Below are 18,913 nucleotides of genomic sequence, written 5' to 3' on the forward strand. Positions count from 1 at the left end.
GCGAGGTGTACTCCGCGGATTTCAAGATCAGCGGTTTTTGAAAATCACATCACTCATGTATTGATTCAAATCGCGAAAATCCTTTACCCGCCAGGCGTATGGCGCGATCTTGACGCCATTCTCTTTCAAGGTCTTTGGAATTAAATCGCCATTCGGGCGCAGTATGACCGACGATACGATCACACCCGGATAATCCTTCAGGCGTTTTTTAAAAGCGGCCGTTGTCAGATCCGGTGTAGGGGGATTGCTTTTATTCGCCAATGGCCCGGTTCCCTTGATCTCTGCTCCGTGGCACACGGCACATCGCTGCACATACAGGGTTTTTCCATTCAGATTCTCGGCGAAGGATAAGGGCGTTTGAATGAACGATAAGATTCCCAATGCGGAGATAAATAATATTTTCATTTCTTTTTAATGTGGACGTATTGTATGGATAATGTCTGGTTTAAGAGAAAATACGGAGCTGCCATTGCAGTACGCCATTCTCTCGATAACATTTTATCCGAGATTGTTCATTGCTCACGTGCCCGCGCCCGCGCGCGATCGGCTGGCGAACACGCCCGCTTGATTACAACTCGTTGCAAATGGCAATCATGCGCGGGTCAACCTGGGCGTACCCTCAGGCATTCTGGTTGAAACCGCTTGAAAGATTGCCATGAGCCCGAACCGATTATTGCCGACGACCTTGATATCCCTGCTGTTGCTGGCCGGCTGTGCCGCGACGGCGCCGCCGGCCGCGCAGCATGCCGTCGCCGCGCCCGACAATGCCGCGCAAGGCATCGCGATGCTCGAGCGCGTCAGCTGGGGTGTGAACGGCGGCAGCGTGCGCCAGGTGCAAAAGGAAGGCTGGAACGCTTACCTGCAGGCGCAGTTACACCCAGGCAAAGCCAGGCTGCCGCCCGCCGTGCAGGCGCAGATCGACGCCATGACCATCAGCCAGATGCCGCTCGACCAGCTCGTCATGTCCGTGGAGCAAAAGCGCAAGGAGTCGGCCGGCGTCATGGACGACATGGCGAAGCAGCAAGCGCAAAAGGAGTACCAGCAGGAACTGAACCGCCTGGCGCGCGAGGCGGCCACGCGCTCGCTGTTGCTCGACGTGTATTCGCCGAACCAGCTGCAGCAGCAGCTGAGCTGGTTCTGGCTCAACCATTTCAGCGTGCACCAGGGCAAGCACAACTTGCGCGCCATGGTCGGCGATTACGAGGCGAACGCCATCGCGCCGCATGCCCTGGGGAAATTCCGCGACTTGCTGGGCGCGACCGTCCACCACCCGGCCATGCTGCGCTACCTCGATAATGAAGCCAATGCCGTCAAGCGCATCAATGAAAACTATGCGCGCGAGCTGATGGAGCTGCACACCCTGGGCGTGAACGGCGGCTATAGCCAGACCGACGTGCAGGAACTGGCGCGTATCCTCACCGGCGTGGGCGTCAACCTGGGCACGGATATGCCGAAGGTGAAACCGGCGCTGCAATCGCAATACGTGCGCCGGGGCCTGTTCGAATTCAATCCGAACCGCCACGATTACGGCGATAAACAATTCCTCGGGCAAACGGTGAAGGGGCGGGGACTGGCCGAACTCGATGAAGCGCTGGACCGCCTGAGCCGCAGTCCCGCCACCGCGCGCTTTATCAGCGGCAAGCTGGCCCAGTATTTCGTGGGAGATAACCCTCCCGAAGCGCTGGTGGCGCGCATGGCGGCCACCTTCCAGCACAGCGACGGCATGATCGCCGACGTGTTGCAGACCATGTTCAGCAGTCCCGAGTTCAGGCAGTCGCTGGGCAAGAAATTCAAGGATCCCATGCATTATGTGGTGTCGGCCGTGCGCCTCAGCTATGACGACAAGCCCATCCTGAACGCCGGTCCCATGCTGAGCTGGCTCGCGCGCATGGGACAGCCCCTGTACGGGCGCCAGACGCCGGACGGCTATCCGCTGACGGATGCGTCCTGGGCCAGCCCCGGCCAGATGACGACGCGTTTCGATATCGCCCGCACCATCGGTTCGGGCAGCGCCGGCCTGTTCAAGACGGACGGCCCGCAGCCACAGGAAAAGGTCGCGTTTCCCCAGCTGGCCAGCGCCCTGTACTACCAGTCGCTACAGCCGACCTTGAGTGCCGCCACGCGCCAGGCCCTGGACCAGGCCGCCTCGCCGCAGGAGTGGAATACATTTTTGCTCTCTTCGCCGGAAATGATGCACCGCTAGATTGAAAGGATCGCCATGAACCGTCGTGACTTGTTGAAAGCCCTGGCCGCCGCGCCCCTGTTGTCGCACGCGGGCGGCTTGCTGGCCGCGCCCGCCACGAATGCGAAGCTGCTGTTCGTCTTCCTGCGCGGCGGCTATGACGCGAACAACCTGCTGGTGCCCATCGGCAGCGATTTTTATTATGCATCGCGGCCGAATATCGCCATCGCGAAACCGGGTGCGGACAACGGCGCGCTGGCCTTGAACGCCGACTGGGCCCTGCATCCGGCCTTGCGCGAGACCATCTACCCGATGTTCACGGGCGGCGAGGCGGCCTTCATTCCGTTTGCCGGCACGACGGATTTGACGCGCAGCCATTTCGAGACGCAGGACAGCATCGAACTGGGGCAGGAACTGGGCGGGCGCCGCGATTTCCGTTCGGGCTTTTTGAACCGGCTGGCGCAAAGCCTCAATAGCGGCAAGCACGCCATTTCCTTCACGGACCAGCTGCCCCTGATCTTCCAGGGCGACGTGCAAGTGCCGAACATGGGGCTGCGTTCCGTGGGCAAGTCCGGTATCGATGCGCGTCAAAGCCAGCTCATCGCGGCGATGTACAAGGGCACGCCTCTGCAGCAACCGGTCAGCGCGGGCTTTGCCGTGCGCGAGGACGTGAGCCGGGAATTGACGGGAGAAATGCAGGCGGCCAACCGCAACGCCATCAGTACCAAGGGCTTTGAACTGGAAGCGCAGCGCATCGCGCGCTTGATGAAGGACAAATACAACCTCGGTTTCGTCGACGTGGGCGGCTGGGATACGCACGTGGGGCAGGGCGGCGCGAATGGCTACCTGGCGGGGCGCTTCGATGAGCTGGGCCGGGGCCTGGCCGCGTTTTCGCAGGAAATGGGCAGCGAGTGGCGCAATACCGTCGTCGTCGTCGTCAGCGAATTTGGCCGCACCTTCCGCGAAAACGGCAACCGCGGCACGGACCATGGCCACGGCAGCGTGTTCTGGGTGCTCGGCGGCGGCATCAAGGGCAAGCAAGTGGCGGGCGAGCAGGTGGCGATGTCGCAGGCGACGCTGTTCCAGAACCGCGACATGCCCGTGCTCAATGAATACCGCGCCGTGCTGGGCGGCTTGCTGCGCCGCACCTTCGGTTTGACGCCGGCGCAACTCGAGCACGTGTTTGCCGGCGTCAAACCGGTGGAGCTGGGCCTCGTATAAATCGCCATGGCTCCGTGTTACGCTACGCCTGCGCAACTGGCGCGTAGCTAAGTCCCGTCGCGCTTCCCGGCGCCGGGCACGAATGGAGTGGTATGACCGATACCCAGCGCGACATCGTCAGCGCAGGCTTTTCCCTGGCCCTGATCGCCGTGACGGCCTTCGTCATGCAGCGTTTCTTTTTGCCGCTCGTGTGGGCCGGCATCCTGTGCGTGGCCACCTGGCCCCTGTACCTGCGCGTGCGCGCGGCGCTGGGCCAGCGCACCATCATCGCGGCCGCCGTGCTGACCCTGGCGTTCGCCTGCATCTTTATCATCCCCGTGCTGTTCGGCGTGGCGCAGGCGGCGCGCGAAGTGCCCGTGCTGGCCAATTTCGTCGTCCATGCGAATACGGACGGCTTGCCCGTGCCGGACTGGGTGGCGCATATTCCGCTGGCCGGCAGCGCCATCGGCGACTGGTGGCAAGCCACCCTGAGCCAGCCCCACGGCCTCGGTCACTTCTTTGCGGGCAGCGCCGTGGGCGGTTTTCATTCCGCGCGCGACATGCTCAAGGTGCTGGGCGCGGACGTCTTCCACCGCCTGGTCGATTTCGGCCTGGCCTTTCTATGCCTGTTTTTCTTTTACAAGGATGGCGAAGCGCTGACGCGCCAGATCACGGCCGTCGGCAGCCATTTTTTGCGTCCTGAACGCTGGGGCCGCTATGCGCAAAAGATCCCCACGGCCATCCGCGCCACCGTCAATGGCCTGGTGCTCGTGGGCCTGGCCGAAGGCGTGCTGATCGGCTTCGCCTATGCGATTGCCGGCTTGCCGTCGCCGGCCCTGTGGGCGTTCGCCACCGGTATTTTGGCCATCATCCCGTTCGGCGCGCCGCTCGCTTACCTGTGCGCGGCCGCTTTGCTGGTGTTCCAGGGCAATGTAGGCGCCGCCATCGGCGTGGCCGCATGGGGCACCGTGGTGCTGTTCGTGGCCGATCACTTCGTGCGTCCCGGCATGATCGGCAACGCTACCCGCTTGCCTTTCCTGGCCGTGCTGTTCGGCATTTTGGGCGGCGTGGAAACCCTGGGCCTCGTGGGCCTGTTCATCGGCCCCGTCGTGATGGTGCTGTTCGTGACCTTGTGGTACGAGGCGAATGTGTTCGACAAGGCGGCGCCTGTCAAGACAAGCGCGAATACACCTGCCAGCCCGGCCGCACAGGAACGCACGCAGTAATGAGGGGTCGACCAGCGTTGCCGCTGGCCGGTACTGGCGCGCTCCCGGCGTGGCCGGGCGGAGCAGACTTCAAAACAGAGTGCAAGCACCTTGTTTTAAAGTCATTCTTAATGCGCCTTGGATAAAATGAGGAGCCAACGGCGCATCAGCAGCACTTCAACATAGCCCGGCTCGATGCCCGTACCGCACTCGATCAAGGGATTGACGGTGTAGTAGCGCTTGCGGAAGTCGCGGCAGACGAGGATTTCGCGCTTGCCCATGCGGACGAGGAAAGAGCTTGGGGCGTATTCCAGGCCGAACCGTGAGCCAAAACCGCTATTCAATGTTGCCATGACAATTCCTTTGAGGGAGATGTGTTGAACGAGTCATCAGAATAGCATAACTACTGTATGAATACACAGCTACTGTATGAATAAACAGTATTTTTTTGCTGGTGTGGTTTTTTTGATCATCGCCAGGAACAAGAAAGAGAGATCAGTTTGCAAGAGAATAATGACATGGGCGTGACCACGGGCTGGACCATGAAACTGCGCCGCTTCGTCGAGGCGCGCCTGTCGCCCGAAGGCGAACTGGGCCTGCATATGACGGTCGGTGTGGCCCTGATGCTGGTGGCCATCGTGGTCTTCCACGAGATCGCCGAAGCCGTGATGGGCATGGAGCAGATCACCGTGATCGACTTGCAGGTGGCGCAGTGGTTCAACCGGCATGCCGTGCCGTGGATCACCAGCGTGCTGCTGGTCGTTACGCATATGCATGGCGTGATCGGCGCCATCACCCTGGCCGTCTTGCTGGGCTGGTATCTGCACCGCAAGGGCGCCGACTACTGGCTGTTTACCCTGGTCATCACCATGCCGGGCGTCATGTTTTTGAACCTGCTGTTAAAGTACATTTTTGTGCGCGCGCGGCCCAGCTTTGACGAGCCCATCCTGCAGACGGCCTTGAGCACGTACAGCTTTCCCAGCGGCCATACGGCCACCTCGACAGCCCTGTACGGCTTGCTGGCCGCCTACCTGATTTGCCAGACGGCGCCGGGCGCCTGGGGCAAGCGCATCGGCATCGCGCTGGGCGCATTCCTGATGGCGTCGCTCGTGGGCTTCAGCCGCATTTATTTGGGCGCGCATTACCTGAGCGATGTGCTGGCGGCCATGGCGGAAAGCTATGGCTGGCTGGCCATCTGCATCGCCGGCGTGTCGACCCTGCGCCGCCGCCGGCATATCCGGCAAACGAAATAAGGGGAACGATCCTGAGCAAAATCGCCGTCATCATCAACGCGGGCGCCGGCTGCGGCTATGCGCCGGACTGGGCGCAGCAGCTCGAAGCGCAATTCCTGGCCGTGGGTCTCGACGCCGCCATCACCCTGGCGCAAAGCGGGGCCGAGATGATCGCCACGGCCGAGCAGGCCCTGCGCGATGGCGCGCCCATCGTCGTGGCCGGGGGCGGCGACGGCACCATCAATGCCGTCGCGTCCGTCGTCGTCGGCAGCGGCACGCCGTTTGGCGTCTTGCCGCTGGGCACCTTGAACCACTTCGCCAAGGATTTGAATATCCCGCTTGACCTCGATGCGGCGATTGCCAACGTGGCGCGGGGCGTGCCGCACCAGGTCGACGTGGGCGAAGTCAATGGCCGCATCTTCCTGAACAATTCCAGCCTGGGCCTGTATCCCGATATCGTGCGCGACCGCGAAAAGCAGCAGCGCCGCCTGGGACGGGGCAAGTGGCTGGCCTTCAGCTGGGCGCTGGTGGCCGCATTGCGCCGCTATCCGTTTCTCAGCGTGCAATTGAAACTCAACGACGCCGTGCATGCGCGGCGCACGCCCTTCGTCTTCATCGGCAATAATGAATACCTGATGGAAGGCTTGAATATCGGCGAGCGCGAACGCCTCAACGGTGGCCAGCTGAGCCTGTACGTGGCGCAGCGTCCGGGCCGCCTGGGCCTCGTGCGCCTGGCCCTGCACGCGCTGTTCGGCAAGTTGTCGCAGGCCAAGGATTTCGATGTGCTGACGGCCACCGACCTGGAGATCGCCACGAAACACCGCCGCCTGCGCGTGGCCACCGATGGCGAAGTGACCGTCATGAATACGCCACTGCGCTACCGCATCCGCACGGCCGCGCTCGAAGTGATCGTGCCGGCGTCCGTGCCCGCCGCCAGCTAGGAGAACGCCATGCGTACCATCGTGCATTTATCGGATTTGCATTTCGGCCGGGTCGACGGGGATTTGCTGGCGCCCTTGCGCGCGCTGGTCGAGCGCCTGGAACCGGATGTGGTGGTGGTCTCGGGCGACCTCACCCAGCGGGCCCGCAGCGCCCAGTTCCAGGCGGCGCGGCACTTTCTCGACAGCTTGCCGGGGCCGCAGATCGTGGTGCCGGGCAACCATGACGTACCCCTGTACAACGTCTTTTCCCGCTTCCTGACGCCGCTGGTGAAGTACCGGCGCCACGTGACGGACGATTTGTCGCCCGAATACGTGGACGAGGAAATCGCCGTGCTGGGCATCAACACGGCCCGTTCATTGACGTTCAAGGATGGGCGCATCAGCCACGAGCAGATCGATTTCCTGCGTGAACGCCTGGGCCGCTTGCCGCCCGGTTTGACGCGCATCATCGTCACGCACCATCCATTCGACTTGCCCGAGCACTTCGACGAGGATGACCTGGTGGACCGCGCGCCGCAGGCGCTGCAAATGTTTTCCGAATGCGGCGTGGATTTATTGCTGGCGGGACACTTGCATGCCAGCGTGGCGGGCAACACGGCCGAGCGCTACAAGATCGCCGGCTACGCGGCCCTGATGGTGCAGGCGGGCACGGCCACGTCCACGCGGGGCAGGGGCGAGTCGAACTCGTTCAATGTGCTGCGCGTGGAAAACAGTTGTATCCGGGTCGAGCGCTACAGCTGGAATGAAGACAGCGCCGAGTTTGAAAAGGTCAGCACGGAAGCGTTCGAACGCCAGGGCGGCGTGTGGGCCAGCTTGCGACCGCTGTGATCGATGATGTTTTAATTACAGATGGCGTGCCGCATCCATGCGGTCATGCAAAATGCGGACGATGGCAATGCCATAGTGAGTGATGCGGAAATAAATCATGTGCCGTCCCACTTTGCGGCGCCGGTAGCCGGGCCGAATCTGCTCGCATGCCGGTGCCGTCTCGGGCGCGCGTGCCAGGTCATCGAAGGCTGCCGTCATGTTGTCAAGATAAAGACTGGCCTGCTGCACGCTCCAGCGCTGCGACGTGTACGCCCAGATCGCCTCAAGATCATGCTCGGTGGCGGGCGTCAGCCGGTATTCAGCCATGCGCTGCCAGCATTCTCTGCTTGAAAGCCCTGGCGTCGAAAGGCTGGGGTTCACCGCTGGCCTCGCCTTCCACCAGCGCCGCGCGGATCGCATCGAGTTCGGCGCTGCGTTCCTGTTCACGCCGGATCAGGTCGCGGATGTATTCGCTGTCGTTCGTATAGCGCCCGGCGTCAATTTGCGCCTTGATCCAGTCGTCCTGCTGGTCCGTCAAGGTAATGGTCTTGCGCACGGTTCCCATGATGGTTCACTCCAGATATGAGCAGTACGACGATCGTCATACTATTGGTGCAATATAGTGCATATTTGTGCAAATATCCAGTCGCCTGATCGGTGCTTATAACCAGTAATTCATGAAACGGGCCGCCCATTCCTTCATGCGGTCGGAGATGGGCCGGGTTTCCCATTTCGCCTTGGTGATCTCTTCCGAGTCGCGCAAGTCTTCCTGGAAGGCGTTTTCCATTTCCCTGCCGAAGCTGTCGCCCAGCACGATCACGTTCAGCTCGCTGTTGTGCAGGAAGCTGCGCATGTCGATGTTGGTCGAGCCGACCGTCGACCAGGCGCCGTCGATGACGGCCGTCTTGGCGTGCAGCACGGCCAGTTTCAAGTGAAAAATGCGGATGCCGCCGGCCAGCAGCTGGTCGTACAGCGCGTGTCCCGCATGGAACACGAGGCCGCTGTCGGACACGCCGGGCAGCACCACGGTGACGTCTACGCCCCGCTTGGCGGCCGCGACCAGCGCGTCGACCGTCTGCTGGTCGGGCACGAAATAGGCGGACGTGATGTGGATCGATTTCTTTGCTTCCTGGATGGCCAGGATGTAGGCCTTGTAGATTTCAAAGCCGCCTTCCGGCTCGCTGGCCACCACGCGCACCAGCTTGTCGCCCACTTCGGACAGCACGGGGAAATAATTGGCATCCGGCAAGTCGGCCTGGTCTTGCTGGGCCCAGGTGCGGATGAACAGCCACTGGAAGGCGGCCACGGCCGGGCCTTCCACTTTCACGTGCGTGTCGCGCCAGCCCACGTCCTTCTTGTCGGTGGGCTTCGATTTCGAGCGGAACAGCGAGCTTTTCGCATAGGTATCGCTGATATTGATGCCGCCCGTAAACGCTGTCTTGCCGTCGACGATCAGCACCTTGCGGTGGTCGCGGTTGTTGATCTTCCAGTCGTCGCCCTTGAGCTTGGCCGGATTGACGGGGTTGAAGGCCACCAGGCGCACGCCGGCCGCGCGCATGCGCTCAAAAAACGCCTGCGGCACGCCGATGGTGCCCACGCTATCGTAGATGACGTTGACCGTCACGCCCGCCTGCTGCTTTTCGATCAGCATGTCGGCAAACTTCAGGCCCAGCGGGTCCTGGTCGAAGATGTACGTTTCCAGGTTGATGCTGGTCTTGGCGTCGCTGATGGCCTGGAACATGGCGGCCATGGTTTGCGGGCCGTCAAACAGCAGGGTTACCTTGTTGCCCTTGATCAGAGGCACGCCGGTGGCCGCCTCTTCCAGCGCGGCCTGGGTCTTCAAGTCCATGCCGGACTTGGCCCAGCGCTTGTTGAGCAGGGCGGCCCGGCTGTTGACGTTCAGCACGGCGCCCTTGCCCGTGATCACCTTGGGCTTGGCCACGGGTTCGAGGGTGGTGTTGAGGTTCTTGACATTGGGCAGCGAGGCGCATGCAGCCAGGGTCCAGCACAGCAGGAGGGCGGTGAGACAGGGTTGCATGCGCCTAGCGGTCATTTTTGAGCCTTGTTTGTCAGTGACAGGTTTGCCGTATCATCGGCCAGTGCCAGTGGCGGCGGGTTTTTCGAACCGAAGAAGAAGACGATGGGGGAGCGCAGGAAACGCTTGCCCAGAATCTTCAGCAACTGCATGCCGTGCTTGAAGCGTACCTGGCGCGAACGCAGGGCCACCCACAGGGCCAGGCCGAAGCTGACCAGCAGGTTGGCCGTGCCGATGGCGAAGATGCCCGACAGCGACTTGACGGCCAGCTGCCAGCTCATATTGTGGTCGAGTCCCACCAGGGCTGTCGCAAAGTTGGCGGCCGAGAAGGTGATGTGGCGGATATCGATGGGCAAGCCGATCAAAAAGCCCAGGGTGCCGATGGAGCCCAGCAAAATACCGAAATAGAAGTTACCCATCAGGCCGCCCAGGTTGTTTTCCAGGTACAGGCCCAGACGCTGCAAGCGCTCCTGGCCGATCACCCGGCCCAGGCCGCGCAATTGCGCGATGCGCTGCGCCCAGCGCGTGTACAGCGCCTGGTTATCGTAGTAGCCGGAAATCAGGCCGGCCACGAACAGGCACACGCCGGCGATCATGGCGTAAAAGATGGCGGGGCTGCCGATGGGATCGATATCGTGCAGCAGATGCATGGCTTTTTCCGGCGACACCAGGTTGTGCCCGGTGATCGCCTTGTAGCCGAGCGCGATCAGCCACGCCGTGGGGATGGCCGTCGCCAGGTTGCCCAGCACGGCCATGTTTTGCGTGCGGAAGACCTTGTTGATCAGTTCCGCCATGCTGTCGAGGTCGATATTCCGGCCATCCTTGCTGTGCAGGCCGGCGGCGATGCGCGAGGCCGTCATGGCCGGCTGCTTGGTGGCCACCGTGAAGTGCAGCAAGTGGATGAACATGAAGCCGATCGAGTAATTCATGCTGAACATGAACGCTTCGACCAGCGGCGCCGAGCGCAAATACGACATCAATATCTTGAACAGGGCCATGAAGCCGATGATCACGCCCGCGCCTGCGGACGAGAGGAACATGGCACCCATTTCGCGGCGGTTTTCCGCGATGTAGTGCTCGCCCGTGCGGCTGGCGTTTTCCGTCACATTGCGCGCCAGCAAGTTGATATTGTCGGAAAACAGGTCGCTGACCTTGTATTTGTGGTTATGCGCGCGTATCAGTTCCAGCGCCAGCCCCACGGCGCCCGCGCGGCGGCGGCTGACGGGCTGCGGGTGCAGCAAGTCCTGCGTGGCGTCGACCGTGATGGCGTCAATGTCCACGTTGTTTGAAGCGGGCAGCTCGCCGCTCGTGTCGACGAGGAACAGCAGCTTGCGCAGGCGGTCGATGCTCTGCGCCAGCGCCACCAGTAAATACGTGAGGGGAATGCTGGTGCCCTGGTACAGCGCCTTCTTGCGGATCTTGGCGATGACGGCGTCGCACTGGTCCAGCATCACCAGCAAATGGCGCGCGTCCTCGATGTGCTCGATGTCGCCTTGCAGCAGGCTCGAGTAGGCATCCAGGTAGGCGTTCACTTCCGTGTTCTGCACCATGAACGGCGACTGGAACACTTCGATTTCATTGTGGAAACGCGTCAGTTCCGGTTCCAGGCCCATGGCGCAGACGCGGTAGGACAGGGTGCGGATGGCGTCTAGCATCCCTGGCAACATGATATTGCCGTCGCCGACGGCCAGCTCGACCTCGTCGCTGGTGAGCACATCGAACAGTTCCAGCCAGTCCGTGGCGGGCACGTTGCTGATCCACAAATAATCGGTCTTCAGGTACAGCACCTGATCGAGCGCGTCGTTCAGGTATTCATCGCCAAGGGCGGGCGGCAGCATGCGGTAGGCGATGCGGCGTTTCAATTCTGTAAAGAAGCCGCTGTTCGACAGCACGCCGATGTCCGTGTACAGGCTGGCGTGGCGGCGCGCGGCCAGCACGCGCAGCACGTATTCGTGCAGGGCGCGCGCCTGGGCGGGGTTACCTTTGAGAAGCTGGCGCAGGGTGCGCACGTTGGCGATCGCGGTAGCGCTGTCGTGGGGGCGCTTGGGACGCAATGAGTTGAATAATTCCACCAGCAAGTCGATATTGCTGGAGTTGGGGTCAATGCGTTCGAGGATAGCTAGCATGCAGAAAAAACGGGCGAGCCGCTGTCGGTAAAACCAGTAGTGTACCGCCTGCGTCAGATCGCGCAACGTTCGCCACCGAACATTGCTTTACGGCAGGGCCTGCAATTCACGCCATTTTGCCGCATATTGCCACAATCATGGTCAAACTTGCGTGTTGTCAGTGTGCGACGTGTTTCTTGGGACTAAGCTGAAGTTTCTGTTGTACAACGCACGGATGGCTGGACAAAAAGCGAGGATAAGGTAACACTTGGATCAGACACACAGCGCATGTCCTGATCAATACCGGGTAGTTTACTTTTCACGTCACCGAGATATTTATCATGAAGACCTCGTATTTTGCGCTTGCTGTGATAGGGATGGGGCCTTTCGCGCTGGGCGCGACGGCCCAGGCTGCCGATGGCGCGGGCAGTGCCGCATCCACCAACGTTGCCGTGTACGGCGTGCTCGACGCGGGCATCGTGGCCGAGCGGGGCTGCGCCGCCGGTTGCGCCGGCACCAAGGTGTCCGGCGGCGTCGCCTCCGGCTCGCGCCTGGGCGTGCAGGGGCGCGAAGCGCTGGGCAACGACGTTTCCGCCGTGTTTACCCTGGAAGCGGGCGTCCAGAACGACACGGGCCAGTCGGACGAGGGTCGCCTGTTCGGCCGGCAAGCCTACGTGGGCCTGGACAGCCGCCTGGGCGCGCTGACCCTGGGACGCCAGTACAACCTGCAATACCTGGCGCTCACCGACGTGGCCGACCCGTTCAAGGGCGGCATGGCCGGCAGCGCCAGCAACCTGGCCGGCTACAGCGTGAAACGCTACGACAATACCGTCAAATACGTGACGCCCGCCTTGCGCGGCGTGACGGCCAGCGCCATCTACAGCTTCGGCGAGTCGCCGTACAGCAGCGCCAACAACCGCGCGTATGGCGCCACCCTCGGCTATTCGTCCGGCGCCGTGAATGTCAGCGTGTCGCACCAGCGCAAGAACAACTTCATCCTCGCCTCCGGCACCTTGCCCGCCATCGACATGTCGTCGCGCAACACCCTGATCGCGGCGAACATCGACCTGAAAGTGGCCACCGCCTTTGCCGCCGTGGGCGTGAACAAGGGCTATGGCAGCTCGCCGTGGGACCCGAACAATGCCTACAGCTCGCTGGCCCTGTCGATGTCGTCGTCGGACAGCCGCGACACTCTGCTGGGCGTGTCCGTGCCCGTGGGCGGCTTCAAGCTGTTGGCCTCGTACGTGCGCAAGGATGATCGCGACCTGGCCAACCGCGACGCCAAACAGGTGGCCGTCGGCCTCACGTATTCCCTGTCAAAACGCAGCGATTTCTACGCGTCCTACGCGAAGATCCACAACAAGAACGGCGCCCGCTACACGGTGGGCAATGCCAGCGATGCGGGGCGCGGCGACGCGGCTTTTAATATGGGCTTCCGTCACGGTTTCTGAGCGGCGGCGGATGGGGCAGGGCACGTTGCTCCCAGCCACTTGCCGTTGCTCGTTACATTCACCTGTTCCGGCGTGCCGCGCGCGCTCGTCGTCACGGCCAGCTGCATGCTGAACGCCTGGTCGCCCGAGAACAGCACCTGGCCTTCGCCGCTCGATTTCGGATTCGCGCACGTGAACGACACGTCCATGCCGCCCGCGATGTCCTTGTTCTTCGAGGTGCAATCGCCGGGCTGGCCCGTGGGAATCTGCTTGCGCGCCGCCATGTCGGGCGTCACGCACGCCGTCACGCGCACGGCGCCGTCGGCGCCCACGGTGGGCATGGCCATGCCGCGGCTGGCCGCCATGCTTTCCAGCTGCTTGCGTTGATCGGGAGGAAGGTTGCCCAGTTGCTGCAGCACCATGGACATGGCATTGTCGGTGGCGGCGTCGGGCGACGCCATCTTGCTGTCGACTTGCCACAGGCCAGGCTTGATGGTGGCCGATGGCGCGGCGGCCTGGGCCTGGCTGCCGAAGGCGGCGCAAGCGAGCGGGGTCAGGCGTAGCAAAGAATGTTTCATGTGGGCGTCTCCGGAAAAGGCAGACCCCAGCATACGGCATGGCAAGCGGGGCACGCTTGCCATTGTGTTACAAACTGTGATCGGGCTCGATGCGGCGCACGTCCACGCTGGCGATGCGGCGCTCGTCGGCCTCGAGGATTTCATAGCGCAGATCGTCGAGTTCCAGCACTTCGCCCACGGCCGGCATGTTTTCGAAATGCGCCAGCAGGAAGCCGGCCAGCGAGTTGTACTCGCCGTCTTCGCTGACCAGGGTTTCCGTCTCGAATACTTGCTCCAGGTAATGCAGGTCCGTCGCGCCGTCGATGCGCCAGTGGCCGGGACCGAGCACTTCCACGTCCGGCTGCTCGTCCTCGTCGGGGAATTCGCCGGCGATGGCTTCCAGGATATCGATCGGCGTGAGCACGCCTTGCACGGTGCCGAACTCGTCTACCACCAGCACCAGCTGGCCGCGCGAGCGCTTCAGGGTCTCCATGGCTTTCAGCACGCCGGCCGCTTCCGGCACGACGACGGCTTCGCGCATGCTGGCCGGGTCGATCTTGCCGCGCGAGACGAGGTCCTCGATCAGGTCCTTGCTGCGCGCGATGCCGACCACATTGTCGAGGTCATCATTGCAGACAGGAATCATGCTGTGCGGCGTGTCGCGCAGCAATTGCAGCATCTTGTCGCTGCTGTCGTTCAGGTTGACCCAGGAGACGTCGCCGCGCGGCGTCATCACGGAACGGATCGAGCGTTCGGCCAGGGTCAGCACGCCGCTGACCATGTTGCGCTCTTCCACGCCGAAGGCGGAGACGTCGGGCAATTCCTTGACTTCGTGCTCTTCCACGGCTTCGCGGCCCTTGCGCCCGCCCAGCAGGCTCAGCACGGCTTGCGCCGTGCGGTCGCGCAGCGGGGCATTCGACTGCAGCTTGAGGAAGTTGCGGCGCGCCAGCTGGTTGAAGAACTCGATGACGATCGAGAAACCGATGGCGGCGTACAGATAGCCTTTCGGAATGTGGAAGCCCAGGCCTTCGGCCACCAGGGACAGGCCGATCATCAGCAAAAAGCTCAGGCACAGCACGACGACGGTGGGGTGGGCGTTGACGAAGCGCGTCAGCACCTTCGAGGCCAGCATCATGACGACGATGGAAATGACGACGGCCGCCATCATCACGTACAGGTTTTCCACCATGCCGACGGCCGTGATGACGGCGTCGAGCGAAAAGACGGCGTCGAGCACGACGATCTGCGCCACCACGAGGCCGAAGCCGGCGTAGACTTTCGGTCCCGTCTGCGCATGCGTGACGCCTTCGAGGCGCTCGTGCAGCTCGCTGGTGGCCTTGAACAGCAGGAACAGGCCGCCGATGAGCAGGATCAGGTCGCGCCCCGAAAACGAGAAGGCCCATATGGAAAACAAGGGCGTCGTCAGGGTGACGAGCCAGGAAATCAGCGAGAGCAGGCCCAGCCGCATGACGAGGGCCAGGGTCAGGCCCAGCACCCTGGCCTTGTCGCGCTGGTGCGGCGGCAGCTTTTCGGCCAGGATGGCGATGAAAATCAGGTTGTCGATACCCAGTACGATTTCCAGTACGACCAGCGTCAGCAGGCCGACCCAGATTGTCGGGTCAAATAACCATTCCATGTGTGTAACCTTGTAAAGTCAGTAAGTATCAAGCTTGCCTGGCGGCCAGTGCCCCAGGGAATCGTGTTGCTATTGCGTGATGTGGCGGCGGACGCGCGGCGGCCGGGTGGCCTGCCGCGCGTCCGCTTCGGCAAGTGCCCCCGGTCCCGCTTGCCAAATGATGGCGCAAAACGGCGCCCCCTGGCGCGAGGTCGGGTATAGCGTGATGGGGTCGTTGTCGCATTCGTCGGCGTCGCAGCTGTCGCCGGGCAAGCCCGCATGGACGCCGGGGTCAAGGCAATCGGCGACGAAGGCAGGCGTGGCAGTAGTGCCGGCCGCGACTGCATGCTGGAATGGGGAAGGGCTGGCGTCAGCCATGCTGGCGAACGCCTGGGGTAAGGCAATGAAGACAAAAAGGCAGAGCAGGACGAGAGCTCGTCTCATATACAGGCAGATAGTTCCGGAACCGTGGAGTATAACACGCGCACATAACAGCCCGATGACAGGCACTTGCGTAACTGACAAGCATGACGTAAATTGCGAGAGCAATGATTTCCCTGGGCAGCGAAGACGCAGCGCGGGTCCATGGCAATTCTTGCGTTCGTATTCCATTGCGCCCGCTTTTGCGCTTGTCTAATAACGTAGTGCTACCAGGACTCCGATTTGAAACCAATTACCGCCCTCCTGCTTGCCGCCGGCATCCTCTCGCCGTCGTTCATCCTGGCCGCCACCCCGGTCGAAGCCGCGCCGATCCAGAAAACCGGCAAGGCCGCATCGAACCGTGCCGCCGCCGTCAAGGTCACGTCCGTCGAAGGCATCACCGAATACCGCCTGGCCAATGGCTTGCGCGTGCTGCTGTTCCCGGACGCCAGCAAGCCGACCCTGACCACCAACATGGTCTACCTGGTCGGCTCGCGCCATGAAAACTACGGCGAAACGGGCATGGCCCACTTGCTCGAGCACTTGCTGTTCAAGCCCAGCGCCAACTTCGGCGTCAGGAAGGGCACGAAAACCCCCGTCGAGATCCTGAACTCGACAGGGGCAGATTTCAACGGCACCACCTGGTACGACCGCACCAATTACTACGCCACCTTCCCCGCCAACGACGACAACCTGCGCCAGATGCTGGCCATGGAAGCGGACCGCATGGTCAACGCGGCCATCGACCAGAACGATCTGTGGAATCCGAAGACGCAGAAGGGCGAAATGACGGTCGTGCGCAACGAGTTCGAAATGGGCGAGAGCGACCCGATCGGCGTGACCAGCGAACGCATCCAGGCCGTTGCCTACGACTGGCACAACTACGGCAAGTCGACCATCGGCGCCCGTTCCGACATCGAACAGGTCAACATTCCCCGCCTGCGCGCGTTCTACCATAAATATTATCAGCCGGATAACGCCGTGCTGATGGTGGCGGGCCGCTTCGATGAAGCGAAGGTGTTGAAGCAGATCAATGAACTGTTCGGCAAGATCCCGAAACCGACGCGCGTGATCGAACCGACCTACACGGCCGAACCCGTGCAGGATGGCGAGCGCGCCGTGACGGTGCGCCGCAGCGGCGGCACGCAGTTCGTCGGCGCCGGCTACCACGTGGCGCCGTCCGGCAACCCGGACGCTGTCGCCATCGAGGTGCTCGGTCACGTGCTGACGGACGCGCCCGCCGGCCGCCTGCACAAGGCGCTGGTGGAAACCAAGCTGGCCAGCAAGATCGAATACAACTCGGTGAGCAATCTGGAGCCGGGCTACAACCTGTTCGGCGCCCTGGTGCCCGTCGATGGCAACCTCGACGCGGCGCAAGCGGCCATGCTGAAAGTGCTGGAAGAACTGAAATCGCAGCCGGTCACGGATGCGGAAGTGGCGCGCGTGAAACAGCAGCTGAACAAGCAGGTCGAACTGATCACGTCGAATACGGCGCGCATGACGATCGCCCTGACGGAGTCGCTGGCGGCCGGCGACTGGCGTCTGTTCTTCCTGCAGCGCGACCAGCTCGACAAGCTGACGACGGCGCAGGTGCAGGCGGCGGCCGAGAAATACCTGAAGAGCTCGAACCGCACCCTGGGCCGCTTCATCCCCACCGATGCGCCGGACCGTACCGTTGTGCCGGCCTATGCCGACGTGGCGCCGCAACTGGCCGGCTACACGGGCCGCGCCGTCGTGGCGCAGGGCGAAGCGTTCGACCCCAGTCCCGACAATATCGAAGCGCGCACCACGCGCTTTACCTTGCCGAACGGCTTGAAGGGCGCCTTGCTGCCGAAGAAAACCAAGGGCAATACCGTCAGCGTCGTGTTGAAACTGCAGCTCGGCAGCGAAGAGAGCCTGCGCGGCAAGGGGCAAGTGGGCAGCTACACGGCCAGTCTGTTGTCGCGCGGCACGGATAAACTGTCGCGCCAGGAAGTAAAGGACAAGTTCGACCAGCTGGGCATGCAAGTAGCCATCTCCGGCGGCGCCGAAGGCGTGACCGCCATGCTGACGGGCAAGCGCGAGAAGTTGCCTGCCGCCATGGACCTGCTGGCGCAAGTGCTGCAAAAGCCGGCCTTGAACGAAACGGAATTTCTGGAATTGCAGCGCGAGCGCGTCGGCCGCGCCGAGCAGGAATTGCCTGAGCCGCAGCCGCTGGCCGTGAACGCCTTCCGCCGCCTGCTCGACGCCACGCCGGAAGGCCATGTGCGCCACGTGGCCACCTTGCCGGCCGAACTGGCACAATGGAAAGCCATCAAGGTTGCCGATGTGAAAGCCTTCCATGGCGCCTATTATGGCGCGTCGAACGCCACGTTTGCCGCCGTGGGCGACTTCGACCCGGCCGCCCTGAAGGCGCAAGTGGCCAGCCTGTACGGCAGCTGGAAGACGCAGCAGCCGTATGTGCGCATTCCCGATGCCGTTAAGCCTGTGAGCGGCGAGAAAGTCACGCTGGAAACGCCGGACAAGGCCAACAGCGTGCTGTTCGCCATCCAGCCGATTCCCCTCAAGGATGACGCCGCCAGCTATCCGGCCTTGCTGATCGCCAATCACATGCTCGGTGGCGGCGCCTTGCGCAGCCGCCTGGCCGACCGCATCCGCCAGAAGGAAGGCCTGTCGTACGGCGTCGGTTCGCAAGTGAGCGTGCCGTCGCGCGAGCCGGCCGGCTACTGGATGGCGTATGCCATCAGCGCGCCGCAAAACACGGTCAAGGTGGAAGCGGCCCTGCGCGAGGAAATCGCCAAGGCGCTGGCCGACGGGTTCTCGGAAGCGGAACTGGCCGAGGCGAAAAAGGGCTGGCTGCAATCGGAAGAAGTAAGCCGCACGCAGGACAGCGCTCTGGCCAGCGGCCTCGCCAGCTACCTGGCGCAAGACCGTACCATGGCTTACGACAAGGACCTGGAAGCGAAAGTGGCCGCCTTGACGCTGGCGCAAGTGAACCAGGGCCTGCGCGAGTACCTGAAGCCATCGGCCGTCTCGATCGTGACGGCGGGCGACTTTGCCAAGGTGGCGAAAGAGGGCGACAGCGGCGCCAAGGCAACGACGTCGAAATAAGCTACTTCAAAATAAGCTGCTTTAAATGGAAAAAAACCCGTTGGCAAGTGACCTTGCCGGCGGGTTTTTTTACGATCTTGATTTTGATGTCAAC

The 18,913-nt window shown here is 62.5% G+C and carries 17 protein-coding genes; 8 read left to right on the top strand and 9 right to left on the bottom strand.

The window, feature by feature from the left end; translation table 11 throughout:
* Positions 1-27: 27 nt before the first annotated feature.
* A complete protein-coding gene (locus JAB4_RS10155) occupies positions 28-405 on the bottom strand; it encodes a cytochrome c (RefSeq protein ID WP_070300305.1) in 378 nt (125 codons plus the stop codon).
* Between the two features lie 250 nt (positions 406-655).
* Between JAB4_RS10155 and JAB4_RS10160 the strand changes: the two genes are divergently transcribed.
* The 3 genes from JAB4_RS10160 to JAB4_RS10170 all read left to right on the top strand — a co-directional run bounded on the left by JAB4_RS10160 (position 656) and on the right by JAB4_RS10170 (position 4,608).
* The gene (locus tag JAB4_RS10160; protein WP_070224894.1) at positions 656-2,203 is read left to right on the top strand and encodes a DUF1800 domain-containing protein; all 1,548 of its coding nucleotides are present in this window, start codon (positions 656-658) and stop codon (positions 2,201-2,203) included.
* Positions 2,204-2,218: 15 nt separating this feature from the next.
* Positions 2,219-3,403: a DUF1501 domain-containing protein gene (locus tag JAB4_RS10165; protein WP_070224895.1), complete on the top strand. Its 1,185-nt coding sequence runs from the start codon at positions 2,219-2,221 to the stop codon at positions 3,401-3,403.
* 92 nt (positions 3,404-3,495) lie between these two features.
* Positions 3,496-4,608 carry an AI-2E family transporter gene (locus tag JAB4_RS10170; protein WP_070224896.1) on the top strand — a complete coding sequence of 371 codons (1,113 nt, stop codon included), beginning with the start codon at positions 3,496-3,498 and terminating at the stop codon, positions 4,606-4,608.
* Between the two features lie 107 nt (positions 4,609-4,715).
* On the opposite strand, the gene JAB4_RS10175 is transcribed toward JAB4_RS10170, so the two are convergent.
* Complete coding sequence (locus JAB4_RS10175) at positions 4,716-4,940, bottom strand: hypothetical protein (RefSeq protein ID WP_010396348.1); 225 nt, start codon at positions 4,938-4,940, stop codon at positions 4,716-4,718.
* A gap of 147 nt (positions 4,941-5,087) precedes the next feature.
* On the opposite strand from JAB4_RS10175, the gene JAB4_RS10180 reads away from it, so the two are divergent.
* From JAB4_RS10180 to JAB4_RS10190, 3 genes are read left to right on the top strand one after another with little or no spacing between them, the layout of a single operon-like run.
* Complete coding sequence (locus tag JAB4_RS10180) at positions 5,088-5,840, top strand: phosphatase PAP2 family protein (RefSeq protein ID WP_306798503.1); 753 nt, start codon at positions 5,088-5,090, stop codon at positions 5,838-5,840.
* 11 nt (positions 5,841-5,851) lie between these two features.
* The gene (locus tag JAB4_RS10185; RefSeq protein ID WP_139143795.1) at positions 5,852-6,760 is read left to right on the top strand and encodes a diacylglycerol kinase family protein; all 909 of its coding nucleotides are present in this window, start codon (positions 5,852-5,854) and stop codon (positions 6,758-6,760) included.
* 9 nt (positions 6,761-6,769) lie between these two features.
* Entirely contained in the window at positions 6,770-7,588 is an 819-nt protein-coding gene (locus JAB4_RS10190) for a metallophosphoesterase family protein (RefSeq protein ID WP_070224898.1), read from the top strand.
* Between the two features lie 15 nt (positions 7,589-7,603).
* Here the strand turns inward: JAB4_RS10190 and JAB4_RS10195 are convergent, their stop codons facing one another.
* The 4 genes from JAB4_RS10195 to JAB4_RS10210 all read right to left on the bottom strand — a co-directional run bounded on the left by JAB4_RS10195 (position 7,604) and on the right by JAB4_RS10210 (position 11,728).
* On the bottom strand, positions 7,604-7,894 hold the full coding sequence (locus tag JAB4_RS10195; protein ID WP_070224899.1) for a type II toxin-antitoxin system RelE/ParE family toxin: 291 nt from the start codon (positions 7,892-7,894) through the stop codon (positions 7,604-7,606).
* On the bottom strand, positions 7,887-8,132 hold the full coding sequence (locus JAB4_RS10200) for a type II toxin-antitoxin system ParD family antitoxin (protein WP_070224900.1): 246 nt from the start codon (positions 8,130-8,132) through the stop codon (positions 7,887-7,889). Before JAB4_RS10200 ends, JAB4_RS10195 begins: the two co-directional genes overlap by 8 nt.
* 96 nt (positions 8,133-8,228) lie before the next feature.
* A complete protein-coding gene (gene cls, locus JAB4_RS10205; protein WP_070224901.1) occupies positions 8,229-9,620 on the bottom strand; it encodes a cardiolipin synthase in 1,392 nt (463 codons plus the stop codon).
* Positions 9,617-11,728 carry a site-specific recombinase gene (locus JAB4_RS10210; RefSeq protein ID WP_070225020.1) on the bottom strand — a complete coding sequence of 704 codons (2,112 nt, stop codon included), beginning with the start codon at positions 11,726-11,728 and terminating at the stop codon, positions 9,617-9,619. The genes cls and JAB4_RS10210 overlap by 4 nt, the downstream gene beginning before the upstream one ends.
* A gap of 320 nt (positions 11,729-12,048) precedes the next feature.
* Here JAB4_RS10210 and JAB4_RS10215 point away from each other — a divergent pair, with 320 nt between their 5' ends.
* Positions 12,049-13,158, top strand: coding sequence for a porin (locus tag JAB4_RS10215; protein ID WP_070224902.1), 1,110 nt, complete (start codon positions 12,049-12,051; stop codon positions 13,156-13,158).
* On the opposite strand, the gene JAB4_RS10220 is transcribed toward JAB4_RS10215, so the two are convergent.
* The 3 genes from JAB4_RS10220 to JAB4_RS10230 all read right to left on the bottom strand — a co-directional run bounded on the left by JAB4_RS10220 (position 13,146) and on the right by JAB4_RS10230 (position 15,687).
* On the bottom strand, positions 13,146-13,715 hold the full coding sequence (locus JAB4_RS10220; protein WP_070224903.1) for a DUF3617 domain-containing protein: 570 nt from the start codon (positions 13,713-13,715) through the stop codon (positions 13,146-13,148). The genes JAB4_RS10215 and JAB4_RS10220 overlap by 13 nt on opposite strands.
* Before the next feature lie 67 nt (positions 13,716-13,782).
* A complete protein-coding gene (locus tag JAB4_RS10225; protein ID WP_070224904.1) occupies positions 13,783-15,330 on the bottom strand; it encodes a TerC family protein in 1,548 nt (515 codons plus the stop codon).
* Between the two features lie 69 nt (positions 15,331-15,399).
* Entirely contained in the window at positions 15,400-15,687 is a 288-nt protein-coding gene (locus tag JAB4_RS10230; protein ID WP_139143790.1) for a hypothetical protein, read from the bottom strand.
* Between the two features lie 285 nt (positions 15,688-15,972).
* Here JAB4_RS10230 and JAB4_RS10235 point away from each other — a divergent pair, with 285 nt between their 5' ends.
* On the top strand, positions 15,973-18,819 hold the full coding sequence (locus JAB4_RS10235) for a pitrilysin family protein (protein WP_070224906.1): 2,847 nt from the start codon (positions 15,973-15,975) through the stop codon (positions 18,817-18,819).
* Positions 18,820-18,913 lie beyond the last annotated feature (94 nt).

It is taken from the genome of Janthinobacterium sp. HH102 (assembly GCF_001758625.2).
Classification (GTDB): Bacteria; Pseudomonadota; Gammaproteobacteria; order Burkholderiales; family Burkholderiaceae_D; genus Janthinobacterium.